Source organism: Streptomyces sp. NPDC041814, from assembly GCF_055590565.1.
The window spans coordinates 402,188-415,828 of sequence record NZ_JBVJAM010000003.1 but is presented as its reverse complement, the minus strand read 5'-3'; the positions used below and the strand labels follow the sequence as shown (position 1 = coordinate 415,828).

The 13,641-nt window shown below is 74.2% G+C and carries 8 protein-coding genes; 6 read left to right on the top strand and 2 right to left on the bottom strand.

All coding sequences use genetic code 11. The features are described from left to right. Nucleotides 1-103: 103 nt before the first annotated feature. Nucleotides 104-472: an MGMT family protein gene (locus tag ACZ6C6_RS11520; RefSeq protein ID WP_469201529.1), complete on the top strand. Its 369-nt coding sequence runs from the start codon at nt 104-106 to the stop codon at nt 470-472. A gap of 264 nt (nt 473-736) precedes the next feature. After that, nucleotides 737-4,063 carry an ATP-dependent helicase gene (locus tag ACZ6C6_RS11515; RefSeq protein ID WP_469201527.1) on the top strand — a complete coding sequence of 1,109 codons (3,327 nt, stop codon included), beginning with the start codon at nt 737-739 and terminating at the stop codon, nt 4,061-4,063. Here the strand turns inward: ACZ6C6_RS11515 and ACZ6C6_RS11510 are convergent, their stop codons facing one another. Continuing rightward, the gene (locus ACZ6C6_RS11510; protein ID WP_469201525.1) at nt 4,064-4,969 is read right to left on the bottom strand and encodes an SAM-dependent methyltransferase; all 906 of its coding nucleotides are present in this window, start codon (nt 4,967-4,969) and stop codon (nt 4,064-4,066) included. It abuts the gene before it with no gap. A 141-nt stretch (nt 4,970-5,110) separates the two neighbouring features. Between ACZ6C6_RS11510 and ACZ6C6_RS11505 the strand changes: the two genes are divergently transcribed. Genes ACZ6C6_RS11505 through nudC form a run of 3 tightly spaced genes read left to right on the top strand, consistent with a single transcriptional unit; the run spans nt 5,111 to nt 10,770 of the window. Beyond that, complete coding sequence (locus ACZ6C6_RS11505) at nt 5,111-8,374, top strand: UvrD-helicase domain-containing protein (RefSeq protein WP_469201523.1); 3,264 nt, start codon at nt 5,111-5,113, stop codon at nt 8,372-8,374. Nucleotides 8,375-8,384: 10 nt separating this feature from the next. Continuing rightward, nucleotides 8,385-9,779: a dipeptidase gene (locus tag ACZ6C6_RS11500; protein ID WP_469201521.1), complete on the top strand. Its 1,395-nt coding sequence runs from the start codon at nt 8,385-8,387 to the stop codon at nt 9,777-9,779. A 43-nt stretch (nt 9,780-9,822) separates the two neighbouring features. After that, complete coding sequence (nudC, locus tag ACZ6C6_RS11495) at nt 9,823-10,770, top strand: NAD(+) diphosphatase (protein WP_469201519.1); 948 nt, start codon at nt 9,823-9,825, stop codon at nt 10,768-10,770. Nucleotides 10,771-10,833: 63 nt separating this feature from the next. Here the strand turns inward: nudC and ACZ6C6_RS11490 are convergent, their stop codons facing one another. Further along, on the bottom strand, nt 10,834-11,091 hold the full coding sequence (locus ACZ6C6_RS11490) for a mycoredoxin (protein WP_469201518.1): 258 nt from the start codon (nt 11,089-11,091) through the stop codon (nt 10,834-10,836). A 268-nt stretch (nt 11,092-11,359) separates the two neighbouring features. Between ACZ6C6_RS11490 and ACZ6C6_RS11485 the strand changes: the two genes are divergently transcribed. After that, on the top strand, nt 11,360-13,609 hold the full coding sequence (locus tag ACZ6C6_RS11485) for an ATP-dependent DNA helicase UvrD2 (protein ID WP_469201516.1): 2,250 nt from the start codon (nt 11,360-11,362) through the stop codon (nt 13,607-13,609). The last annotated feature ends 32 nt before the right edge of the window (nt 13,610-13,641 follow it).

Below are 13,641 nucleotides of genomic sequence, written 5' to 3'. Positions count from 1 at the left end.
CGCCTTGCAGCTGCACGCACCAGGCCCCGCTCCCTGATCCGGCCTGATCCAAACGAAAGGCCCTCGGCCGGGGCTGTCGGTGGGGTACGGCAGGATGGGGCGGATGAGCGAACACCCGACGGGCGACGCGCTGCCGGAGTACGCGGAGCGCGTGCTCGACGTCGCCGACCTGATCCCGCCAGGCCGCGTCATGACGTACGGCGATGTCGCGGAGTGGCTGGACGAGGGCGGCCCGCGCCAGGTCGGCCGGGTCATGGCGCTGTACGGGAGCGCGGCGCCGTGGTGGCGCGTGGTGCGCGCCGACGGCAGGCTGCTGCCCGGCCACGAGCTGCGCGCCCTGGACCACTACCGCGCGGAGAACACCCCGCTGCGCGAGGCCCCGGCGAGCGCAGAAGGCCACCTCCCGCGCCTGGACATGCGGCGCGCGCGATGGGACGGCGTGACGGGCGGCGGTGGGGGAGCTCACACCTGACAGCTTCGGCCATGGGGCGGCGGATCGGGCGGATCCGGCTCCGTACGGTGCGCGGCGCGCGGCCCGGTGCCAGGCCGGTGGCGGTCCGTCCGCGCCCCGGGCCCCCGGGAGCCGCCGGCCGTCCGGGACCGTGCGGCCCGAAGGACGTGACGATTCCCGCAGCCGTCCCGCCGCATTCGGGGGGCGCGCCGGAGTAGCGTCTTCAGTTCGCGGCGGACGCCGCGCCCTCACCACCCGTACACCCACCAGGACCGGCGAACCCACGTGAGCACCTCCTCCACCACCCGGCACAGTCCTCGCCGCCACGCACGGCCGGGGACCACGGGCCCGTACCGGCTGGTGCGCACCCTGCCGGGTTCGGTGGAGCCCCCTCTCCTGGACGCGGCGCAGCGGGCGGTGGTTGACCACCGGGGCGGCCCGCTCCTGGTCCTCGCAGGACCCGGCACGGGCAAGACGACGACGCTGGTCGAAGCCGTCGCCGCGCGCGTCGCCCGGGGCGCCGACCCGGCCCGCCTGCTGGTCCTCACCTTCAGCCGGAAGGCCGCCGTCGAACTGCGCGACCGGATGGCCGCCCGGCTCGGCGCCGCCCGGGGACCGCAGGCCACCACCTTCCACTCCTTCTGCTACGCCCTCGTCCGCGCCCACCAGGACGCCGACCTCTTCGCGGACCCGCTGCGGCTGCTCTCCGGCCCGGAGCAGGACGTGACCGTCCGCGACCTCCTGGCCGGCCAGCTGGAACTGGAGAAGGAAGGCCGCCCGCACATCAGCTGGCCCGACGAGCTGCGCGCCTGCCTGACCACGCGCGGCTTCGCCGACGAGGTACGCGCGGTGCTCGCCCGCAGCCGTGAGCTGGGCCTCGGCCCGGACGCCCTCGCCGCCTTCGCCCGGCGCACCGGCCGGCCCGACTGGGGCGCCGCCGCCCGCTTCCTCGCGGAATACCTCGACGTGCTGGACGCGCAGGGCGTGCTGGACTACGCGGAGCTGGTGCACCGCGCGGTGCTGCTCGCGGAGCGCCCCGAGGTGTCGGCGCAGCTGGCGGGGGCGTACGACGCGGTCTTCGTGGACGAGTACCAGGACACGGACCCCGCCCAGGTGCGGCTGCTGCACGCGCTGGCCGGCAACCGGGGCACCGCGCCGGGGGGCGGCGGCGGGCGGGACCTGATCGCCTTCGGTGACCCGGACCAGTCGATCTACGCGTTCCGGGGCGCCGACGTCAACGGCATCCTCGACTTCCCGGAGACGTTCCGGCGCGCGGACGGCGCCCCCGCCCCGGTCGGCGTCCTCACCACCTCGCGCCGTTCCGGCGACCGGCTGCTGGCCGCCACCCGGCTGCTCACCCGGCGGATGCCGCTCACCCGGCTGCCGTCGGCCAAGGTCCGCGCCCACCGCGAACTCGTCGCGGTCCGCGAGGGCGGCGGCGTCGAGGCGTACACCTACCCGACCGCCTCCACGGAGCTGGACAACATCGCGGACCTGTTGCGCCGGGCGCACCTTGAGGACGGGGTGCCGTGGTCCGAGATGGCGGTGCTCGTCCGCGCCGGAGGCCGCACGCTGCCTTCCCTGCGCCGGGCCCTGACCTCGGCGGGCGTCCCGCTGGAGGTCGACGGCGACGACCTGGCCCTGCGCCACGAACCCGCGGTGGGCCCGCTCCTGACGGCGCTGCGCGCGGTGGCGGAGGCGGCGGTGCGCGGCGCGGCTTCCGAAGCGGCGGAGGCCCCCTGGCTCGACACCGAGACCGCGCTGACCCTGCTCGCCTCGCCCCTCGGCGCGATGGACGCCGCCGACCTGCGCCGCCTCGGCCGCGCCCTGCGGGACGATGAGCGCGCCGCCGGGAACAAGGTGCCCGCGCCCTCCGGGGCGCTGCTGGCCCGGGCGCTCGCCGAGCCGGAGCGCCTGGTCACGCACGATCCGGCGTACGCCAGGGGCGCCCAGCGCCTCGGCGCGCTCCTGCGTACCGCCCGCGAACTCCTTGAGGCGGGCGGCACCGCCGAGGAGGCCCTGTGGGCGCTGTGGTCCGGCACCCCGTGGCCGGGCAGGCTGGAGCGGGCGGCCCTGCGCGGGGGCACCGCGGGGCGCAACGCGGACCGCGACCTCGACGCGGTGTGCGCGCTGTTCGAGACCGCTGCCCGCGCCGAGGAACGCACCGGCGGCCGGGGCGCCCTCAACTTCCTGGAGGAGGTCGACGCCCAGGACATCGCGGCCGACACTCTCTCCCGCCGCGCGGTCCGCCCGGACGCCGTCCGGCTGATGACAGCGCACCGCTCGAAGGGCCTGGAGTGGCGCCTCGTCGTCGTCGCGGGCGTCCAGGAAGGGCTCTGGCCGGACCTGCGCCGCCGGGGCTCGCTCCTCGAAGCGGACCGGATCGGCCGCGACGGGCTCGCCGAGCCGCTGACGCCCGGCGCCCTCCTCGCGGAGGAGCGGCGGCTGTTCTACGTGGCGGCGACCCGCGCCCGCGAGCGCCTGGTCGTCACGGCGGTCAAGGCCCCCGCCGACGACGGCGACCAGCCCTCCCGCTTCCTCGCCGAGCTGGGCGTCGAACCCCGCGACGTCACCGGCCGCCCGCGCCGCCCGCTGTCCGTCGCCGCACTCGTCGCCGAGCTGCGCGCCACCACCGTCGACCCGGCCGCCTCGGACGCGCTGCGCGAGGAGGCCGCCCGCCGCCTCGCCCGGCTCGCGGCGCTCACCGACGACGACGGCCAGCCGCTCGTACCGTCCGCGCACCCGTTCCGCTGGTGGGGCCTGTACGAACCGACCCGCTCGGCCGTGCCGCTGCGCGACCGGGACCAGCCGGTCACCCTCTCCGGCAGCGCGCTCGACCAGCTCGCCAACACCTGCGCGCTCCAGTGGTTCCTGGGCCGCGAGGTGAAGGCCGACGCGCCCGCGAGCGCCGCCCAGGGCTTCGGGAACGTCGTCCACGTCCTGGCCGACGAGGTGGCCTCCGGCCGTACGCCCGCCGATCTGGCCGTCCTCATGGAACGGCTCGACTCGGTCTGGGACGGGCTCGTCTTCGATGCCCCCTGGAAGTCGCGCCAGGAGAAGGAGCAGGCCCGCGCGGCCCTCGAACGCTTCTTGCGCTGGCACGTCATGGACCGGGCCGGACGCACGCCCGTCGCCAGCGAGCACGACTTCGACGTGACGCTGGAGGCGGGGGAGTACGAGGTGCGCATCCGGGGCTCCATGGACCGCGTCGAACGGGACGCCGAGGGCCGGGCCTACGTGGTCGACTTCAAGACCGGCAAGCAGTCCCCGACGAGGGACGAGGTCCACCGCCACCCCCAGCTCGCCGTCTACCAGCTGGCGGTACGGGAAGGCGCGGTCGACGACGCCTTCGGCGGTACGCGGCCCGAGCCGGGCGGCGCCGAACTCGTACAGCTGCGCCAGGCCGCCCCCAAGAAGGAGGGCGGCGACGCCGCTCCCAAGGTGCAGGCGCAGGCGCCGCCGGACGGCGAGTGGGTCTCCGACCTGCTGGCGACCGCGGCGGGCCGGGTCCTGGACGAACGGTTCACGCCGACGACCGGCCAGCACTGCGGCCACTGCTCCTTCAAGGCGTCGTGCAGCGCGCAGCCCGAGGGCCGGCACGTCGTCGAGTGATCAGTGCTTACGGGCCACCAGGCCGTACACACTGACGTCCGCGTCGGTGACGTCGTTGATGTCCTGGTAGCGCGTACGGTCCAGCTCGTCCAGGCCCGCCACGAACTCGGGGTCCGGGTTCCCGGCCTCCGGCAGGTCCACCACGCGCTCGGGGCGCCAGCGGTGCACGGGGACGATGCCGGGTTCGAGGAGTTCCAGGCCGTTGTCGGTGACGAACCGTTCCATCTGGGCGTACGACCGGCGCACCATGGCGAAGCCGCGCTCCTTGAAGCCCTTGGTGATGCTGCCGACCTGCTCCGGGTTGAGGTCCGAGCTGACATTGCTCAGGACGAGGACGCTGCCGGGGGCCAGCGCGTCGACCAGCCGCTTCACGACCGGGTAGGCGGTCTCGTCCTCGATGAAGTGGGTCACGGCGGCGAGGACCAGGGTGACCGGCAGACCGAAGTCGAGCGTGCGGCGCGCGGCGGCCAGGATCCGGTCCGGTTCCCGCAGGTCCGCCTCGATGTAGTCGGTGCGGCCCTCGGGACCGCTGGTGAGCAGGGCCTGCGCGTGCACGAGGACCACGGGGTCGTTGTCCACGTAGACCACGCGCGACTCCGGCGCGATGCCCTGCGCGATCTGGTGCACGTTCTGCTGGGTCGGCAGGCCGGTGCCGACGTCCAGGAACTGCCGGATGCCGTCGTTCGCCGCGAGGGTCACCGCCCGCCGCATGAAGTCCCGGTTGTGCCGCACGGTGAGGTAGCCGCGCGGATTGGCGGCCAGCGCCATGGCCGCGGCCTCGCGGTCGGCCGGATAGTTGTCCTTGCCGCCGAGGAAGACGTCGTAGACCCGTGCGGGATGCGCCTTCGTGGTGTCGATGCGCTTCCTGAGCTCCGTGGCGTCAGGGGCGGGTGCGTCGGCGCTCATATGACCGTCCTCGTAAGGCTGTTGGTGCGACAAGCGGCTAATTTAGCCCCGTCGGGTGTGACGGATGCCACCGGGAGACGGCGAGGTGAGCCGCTTCCACGACTTCACCCGTTGTCGGTGGTGCCGGTTAGCCTCTGTGGAGTGTCCCCGCGCCTCACCGATCCCGAGCAGCTCAAGGAGCTGCTGGGCATCCCCTTCACCCCGGAGCAGACGGCCTGCATCACCGCGCCGCCCGCCCCGCAGGTGATCGTGGCCGGAGCCGGGTCGGGGAAGACCACGGTGATGGCGGCCCGCGTGGTCTGGCTGGTCGGCACCGGCCAGGTCGCCCCCGAGCAGGTCCTCGGGCTCACCTTCACCAACAAGGCGGCCGGTGAGCTCGCCGAGCGCGTACGCAAGGCACTCGTCGCCGCCGGGATCACCGACCCGGACGTGATCGACCCGGACAACCCCCCGGGCGAGCCCGGCATCTCCACGTACCACGCCTTCGCCGGGCGGCTGCTGACCGAGCACGGACTGCGCATCGGACTCGAACCGGGCACCCGCCTCCTCGCCGACGCCACCCGCTACCAGCTCGCCGCCCGCGTGCTGCGCGAGGCCCCCGGCCCCTACCCGGCCCTGACCAGGTCCTTCCCCACCCTCGTCAGCGACCTCCTGGCCCTCGACGCCGAGCTGGCCGAACACCTCGTACGCCCCGAACAGCTCGACGCGTACGACACCGCGCTGCTGAGCGCGCTGGAGACCGCGAAGCTCAGCAACGAAGAGCTGCGCAAGATCCCCGCGACCGCCGAGGCCCGCCGTGAACTGCTCGCGCTGACCCGGCGCTACCGCGAGGCGAAGCGCAGCCGCGACCTCCTCGACTTCGGCGACCAGATCGCCCTCTCCGCCGAGCTGGCCCTCACCCGCCCCGAGGTCGGCACGATCCTCCGCGACGAGTACCGGGTCGTCCTGCTCGACGAATACCAGGACACCTCCGTCGCCCAGCGCCTCCTGCTCTCCGCCCTCTTCGGCAGCGGCCCCGGCACCGGCGAACCGACCGGGCACGCCGTCACCGCCGTCGGCGACCCCTGCCAGGCCATCTACGGCTGGCGCGGCGCCTCCGTCGCCAACCTGGACGACTTCCCGAACCACTTCCCGCACGCCGACGGCACCCCCGCGACCCGCTACGCGCTCAGCGAGAACCGCCGCAGCGGCGGCCGCCTCCTCCACCTCGCCAACGGGCTCGCCGCGCCCCTGCGCGCCATGCACGAGGGTGTCGAGGCCCTGCGCCCCGCCCCCGGCGCCGAGCGCGACGGCCTCGTCCGCTGCGCCCTGCTGCCCACGCACACCGAGGAGATCGCCTGGCTCGCGGACTCCATCGCCCACCTGGTGCGCACCGGCAAGGCACCCGGCGAGATCGCCGTCCTGTGCCGCACGGCCGGTGACTTCCCGGAGATCCAGGCCGCGCTGGTCGCCCGCGACATCCCGGTCGAGGTCGTCGGCCTCTCCGGGCTGCTCCACCTCCCCGAGGTCGCCGACCTCGTCGCCGTCTGCGAAGTCCTCCAGGACCCGGGGGCCAACGCCGCCCTGGTCCGGCTGCTCACCGGCCCCCGCTGGCGGATCGGCCCCCGCGACCTGGCCCTGCTCGGCCGCCGGGCCCGCCTCCTGGTGCACCGCGCCGCCCACGACGACGAGGAGTACGACCCCGACCGCAGGCTCGCCGAGGCCGTCGAGGGCATCGACCCGGCCGAGGTGATCTCCCTCGCCGACGCCCTGGACACCTTCCTGGACGGCGGCGGCGAGGAGGACGACCGGCTTCCGTTCTCCGCCGAGGCCCGCGTCCGCTTCGCCCGCCTCGCCGCCGAACTGCGCGACCTGCGCCGCTCGCTCGCCGACCCCCTGATGGACGTCCTGCACCGCGTCCTCGCCACCACCGGCCTGGAGGTCGAGCTCTCCGCGTCCCCGCAGGCCCTGGCCGCCCGCCGCCGCGAGACCCTCGGCAACTTCCTCGACGTCGCCGCCCGCTTCGCCGCCGTCGACAACGAGGCCACGCTGCTCGCCTTCCTCGGCTTCCTGCGCACCGCCGTCCAGTACGAGAAGGGCCTCGACAACGCGCTGCCCGGCGGCGAGAACACCGTCAAGGTCCTCACCGCCCACAAGTCCAAGGGCCTGGAGTGGGACGTCGTCGCCGTCCCCGGCCTGGTCACCGGCCAGTTCCCCAGCGGCCAGTCCCGGGACGCCTGGACCTCCCAGGCCAAGGTCCTCCCGCACGCCCTGCGCGGCGACACCGCCACCCTGCCCGCCCTCCACAGCTACGACGCCAAGGGCCTCAAGGGCTTCAAGGCCGAGATGAAGGAGCACCAGCACACGGAGGAGCTGCGCCTCGGCTACGTCACCTTCACGCGCCCCCGCAGCCTGCTGCTCGGCTCCGGCCACTGGTGGGGCCCCACCCAGAAGAAGCCGCGCGGCCCGTCCCCCTTCCTGCACGCGCTGTACGAGCACTGCGCCGCCGGGTACGGCGAGATCGAGGTGTGGGCGGACGCCCCGGCGGAGACCGACGAGAACCCGGCCCTGGCCGAGGCGTCCGCCGACCACGCCTGGCCGCTCCCGCTGGACGGCACCGCGCTGGCCCGCCGCAGGGCCGCCGCGGACACGGTCATGGAGCTGCTGGCCCGGCCGGAGACCCCGGACGGCGACGCCGGTGTGCCGGACGTCCCGGCCCCCCGTCTCACCCCCGAGGAGACGCGCACCCTCGCCTCCTGGGACCGGGACCTCGACGCGCTGGCCGGGGAGCTGCGCCGGGCCCGCGCCACCGTGCGCGACGTCCTCGTCCCCGCCTCGCTCTCCGCCACCCAGCTGCTGCGCCTCGCCGACGACCCCGACGCCTTCGCCCGGGAGCTGGCCCGGCCCATGCCCCGCCCGCCGCAGCCCGCCGCCCGCCGGGGCACCCGCTTCCACGCCTGGGTGGAGTCCCGGTTCGAGGAGCTGCCGCTGCCCATGCTCGGCCCCGACGAGCTGCCCGGGGGCGACGAGAGCGATGCCGACATCGCCGACGAGCGCGACCTCGCCGACCTGAAGGAGGCCTTCGAGCGCACTCCGTACGCCCGCCGCACCCCCTACCGCGTGGAGACGCCGTTCCAGATCACCCTGGCGGGCCGGGTCATCCGGGGCCGTATCGACGCCGTGTACCGCACGGGGGACACGTACGAGATCGTGGACTGGAAGACCAGCCGCACCCACACCGCCGACCCGCTCCAGCTCGCCGTCTACCGGCTGGCCTGGGCCGAGCTGCACGGACTTCCGCTCACCGACGTCACGGCCACCTTCCTCTTCGTCCGCAGCGGCGAGGCCGTCCGCCCGGCCTCCCTGCCGGGCCGTCCCGAGCTGGAGCGCATCCTTCTGGACGAGCCACTTCCCTCGGACGGATAAGCTGAAGGTCATGAGCGACACCCCGGACAGCGCCGTCCGCACGTACACCGAGCAGCACCGCGCGGCTTTCCTCGACGACCTCGCCGAGTGGCTGCGCATCCCCTCCGTATCCGCTCAGCCGGAGCACGAGGGTGACGTACGGCGCAGCGCCGAGTGGCTGTCGGCCAAGCTGAAGGAGACCGGATTCCCGGTCACCGAGGTCTGGGAGACCGACGGCGCACCCGCCGTCTTCGCCGAATGGCCCTCCGACGACCCGTCCGCCCCCACGGTCCTGGTGTACGGACACCATGACGTGCAGCCCGCCGCCCGCGAGGACGGCTGGAGCAGCGAGCCGTTCGAGCCGGTGATCCGCGACGGCCGGATGTACGGGCGCGGCGCGGCCGACGACAAGGGGCAGGTGTTCTTCCACACCCTCGGCGTCCGGGCCCACCTCGCAGCCACCGGCCGTACCGCCCCCGCCGTGCACCTCAAGCTGGTCGTGGAGGGCGAGGAGGAGTCCGGCTCCCCGCACTTCCGGGACCTGGTCGAGCGCCACGCCGGCCGCCTCGCCGCCGACGCCGTGATCGTGTCGGACACCGGCATGTGGGACGAGACCACGCCGACCGTCTGCACCGGGATGCGCGGCCTCGCCGAGTGCGAGATCGAGTTCCACGGCCCCGGGCAGGACATCCACTCCGGCTCGTTCGGCGGCGCCGTCCCCAACCCGGCCACCGAGATCGCCCGCCTCGTCGCCGCGCTCCACGACGCGGACGGGAAGGTCGCGGTCCCCGGCTTCTACGACGGCGTGGCCGAGCTCACCGCGACCGAGCGCGCGCTCTTCGCCGCGCTGCCCTTCGACGAGGCCGACTGGCTGCACACCGCCAAGTCCCGGGCCGCCTCCGGAGAGACCGGATATTCGACGCTGGAGCGGATCTGGGCCCGCCCGACCGCCGAGGTCAACGGCATCGGCGGCGGCTACCAGGGCGCCGGAAGCAAGACGATCATCCCCTCCGCCGCCCGTGCGAAGATCAGCTTCCGCCTGGTCGCCGGCCAGGACCCGGACCACATCGAGAAGGCCGTACGGGCCTGGGCCGAGGCCCGCGTCCCCGCCGGGATCAGCCATCGGATCACCTTCCTCCCCGCCACCCGGCCCTGCCTGACGCCCCTGGACCACCCGGCGCTCCAGGCCGTGGCCCGCGCCATGGGCCGGGCGTTCGACAAGAAGGTCCTCTTCACCCGGGAAGGGGGCTCGGGACCCGCCGCCGACCTCCAGGACGTGCTCGGCGCACCCGTTCTCTTCCTCGGCATCTCCGTACCGTCCGACGGCTGGCACGCCCCCGACGAGAAGGTTGAACTGGACCTCCTGTTCAAGGGCGTCGAGACCGCCGCCCACCTCTGGAGCGACCTGGCGGCCGCCCTCCGCTGAATTCTCTGAACGCCCGATCCATCCCGGGGGAGTAGGAAGCACCTTGAGCACCTTCGACAACGCCACCACGGACCGGCCCATCGGTCTCACCGCGCCGAGCGGCATCGACCGCGCGGCGCACCACCGCCTTGACGAGGCATGGCTGTCCGCCGCGTGGAGCCACCCGACGACCCGGGTCTTCGTCGTTTCCGGGGGCCAGGTGCTGATCGACGACACCGACGACGGCACCGAACTCGTGATGACGCCCGCCTTCGAGGCCCCCGTCACCGAGACCCACCGCTACTTCCTCGGCACCGACGCGGACGGCGTCAGCTACTTCGCCCTCCAGAAGGACACCCTGCCCGGCCGCATGGACCAGTCGGCCCGCCCGGCCGGGCTGCGCGAGGCGGGGATGCTGCTCGGCCCGCGCGACGCCGCCCTGATGGTGCACGCGGTGGCCCTGGAGAACTGGCAGCGGCTGCACCGCTTCTGCTCCCGCTGCGGCGAGCGCACGGTGATCGCGGCGGCCGGACACATCCGCCGCTGCCCGGCGTGCGGCGCCGAGCACTACCCGCGCACCGATCCGGCAGTCATCATGCTCGTCACGGACGACCAGGACCGGGCGCTGCTCGGCCGCCAGGTGCACTGGCCCGAGGGCCGCTTCTCCACGCTCGCCGGATTCGTGGAGCCGGGCGAGTCGATCGAGCAGTCCGTGGCCCGCGAGGTCTTCGAGGAGGCCGGCATCACGGTCGGCGAGGTCGAGTACGTCGCCAGCCAGCCCTGGCCGTTCCCGTCCAGCCTGATGCTGGGCTTCATGGCCCGCGCCTCGACGTTCGACATCAACGTGGACGGTGAGGAGATCGAGGAGGCGCGCTGGTTCTCCCGCGAGGAGCTGACCGCGGCCTTCGAGTCGGGCGAGATGCTGCCCCCGTTCGGCATCTCGATCGCCTCCCGGCTGATCGAGCTCTGGTACGGCAAGCCGCTTCCGAAGCCGGTGCGCGCGGGGGTCTGACCCGGGCCGGACATGCCACCGCCCCCACCGGTGCGCGGACCGGTGGGGGCGGGGTGCCCGAGGTCAGGCTCCGAGGGCCTGCTTCACCTGGGCCAGGCTCGGGTTCGTCATCACGACGTCCTCGCCGCCGTTCCCAGGGACCACGAGCACGGTCGGGACCGTCTGGTTTCCGCCATTGGCCTTCTCGACGAAGGCGGCCGACTCCGGGTCCTGCTCGATGTTGATCTCGGTGTAGGCGATGCCCTCGCGGTCCATCTGCCCCTTCAGCCGACGGCAGTAGCCGCACCAGGTGGTGCTGTACATCGTCACAGTGCCCGGCATGTCTTCGCGCTCCTCTGTCTCTTCGGTCCCGGCAAATCCCGTCACGCCCGGACGGGCGCTCACGCGTCTGCTGCGTCACACGGGGCCGGGGCGTGCGTTGCCGCACGCCAGGTGAACGTATGCGACCCGGCCGCCATTCCCGCCCCCGGGGCCCTTGCGGGACGGGCACCGGACCTCCGCGCGGACCGGCCCCGCATTAGTACGACGGATACCTCACCCCTGTGGACAACCACCGCACGCGCCCCGGGCGACCTGGCAGCATGGCGGGGTGACATCAGCAACGCACTCCACCCTCTTCCCCCGGGTCCCGGACTCCGCGGACGCCGTCCTCGACGGGCTCGACCCCGAGCAGCGCGAGGTGGCCACGGCCCTGCGGGGCCCGGTGTGCGTGCTGGCCGGAGCCGGTACGGGCAAGACGCGGGCCATCACGCACCGCATCGCCTACGGGGTGCGCGCGGGGATCCTCCAGCCGTCGAGCGTCCTGGCCGTCACCTTCACCAACCGGGCGGCGGGCGAGATGCGCGGCCGGCTGCGCCAGCTCGGCGCGGGCGGGGTGCAGGCGCGCACGTTCCACTCCGCGGCCCTGCGCCAGCTCCAGTACTTCTGGCCGAAAGCGGTCGGTGGCGAGCTGCCCCGGCTCCTGGAGCGCAAGGCCCAGCTGGTGGCCGAGGCAGCGGCCCGCAGCGGCCTCCGGCTCGACCGCAACGAGCTGCGCGACGTCACGAGCGAGATCGAGTGGGCCAAGGTCACCCAGACCGTCCCCGCCGACTACCCGGCGGTGGTGGCCAAGGCCCAGCGGGACGCCCCGCGCGACCCGGCGGAGATCGCCAAGGTCTACGAGACCTACGAGGAGCTGAAGCGCGAGCGCACCGTGATCGACTTCGAGGACGTGCTGCTCCTCACCGTCGGCATCCTCCAGGACCGGCACGACATCGCCACCCACGTCCGCCGCCAGTACCAGCACTTCGTCGTGGACGAGTACCAGGACGTGAGCCCGCTCCAGCAGCGGCTGCTCGACCTCTGGCTCGGCGACCGGGACAGCCTCTGCGTCGTCGGCGACGCGGGGCAGACGATCTACTCGTTCACCGGGGCCACCCCGGACCACCTGCTCAACTTCCGCACCCGCCACCCCGGCGCGACCGTCGTCAAGCTGGTCCGGGACTACCGCTCGACCCCGCAGGTGGTCCACCTGGCCAACGGGCTGCTCTCCCAGGCCACCGGCCGGGCCGCCGAGCACCGCCTCGACCTGGTCTCGCAGCGGGAGCGCGGCCCCGAGCCCGCCTTCGTGGAGTACGCGGACGAGCCCGCCGAGGCCGAGGGCACCGCCCGCCGCATCCGGGACCTGATCGCGTCGGGCGTCCCGGCCGGCGAGATCGCGGTGCTCTACCGGGTCAACGCGCAGTCCGAGGTCTACGAGCAGGCCCTCGCGGACGCGGGGGTGCCCTACCAGCTCCGGGGCGCCGAGCGGTTCTTCGAGCGCGCCGAGGTCCGCGAGGCGGGCGTGGCCCTGCGCGGCGCGGCCCGCGCGGGGGGCAACGACTCGCTCCTGGACCACGCGGACGACCTCCCCGCCGAGGTGCGCGCGGTGCTCTCCACCAAGGGCTGGCGCAGCGAGCCGCCCGCCGGGTCCGGCGCGGTGCGCGACCGCTGGGAGTCCCTGGCCGCTCTCGTCAGGCTCGCCGAGGACTTCGAGCGGGCCCACCCGGGGGCGACGCTGTCCGATCTGGTCGCGGAGCTGGACGAGCGGGCCGCCGCCCAGCACGCGCCCACGGTCCAGGGCGTCACTCTGGCCTCGCTGCACTCGGCGAAGGGCCTGGAGTGGGACGCGGTGTTCCTGGTCGGGCTGACCGAGGGCATGATGCCGATCACCTACGCCAAGACGGCGGAGCAGATCGAGGAGGAGCGCCGGCTGCTGTACGTCGGCGTCACCCGGGCCCGCTTCCACCTCGCCCTGTCCTGGTCGCTCTCCCGGTCGCCCGGCGGCCGCCCCGGGCGCCGGCCGACCCGCTTCCTGAACGGGCTCCGCCCCGGCTCCACGGGCCCCGGCGGCCGGAGCGCGGCGGCGGCCGGCCCGGGCGGCGTCTGGGTAGGCGACGGCTTCCGGAGCGGCGAGGGCGGGGCGGCCGGCTCGGGTGGCGAAGGGCGTCCGGCGGCGGCCCGGCGCAAGCCCCGGACACCGGCCCGGTGCCGGGTCTGCGGCAAGACGCTGACGGACGCCGGCGAGATGAAGCTGATGCGCTGCGACGGCTGCCCGTCCGACATGGACGAGGCGCTGTACGAACGGCTGCACGACTGGCGTGCGGCCCGGGCGCGGGAGATCGGCCAGCCCGCCTACTGCGTGTTCACCGACCGGACGCTGATGGCCATCGCGGAGGCAGTGCCCGGCAGCGAGGGCGAGCTGGCTGGGATCCCGGGGGTCGGCGCACGGAAGCTGGGCCGCTTCGGAGCCGCCGTTCTGGACATCTGCGCAGGCGGGGACGGGTGCGAGGGCGAGGCGGACGCCGCCGGGGAGATGTGAGAAAAACTCGTCGCAAAAATAGTTTGCGCCCG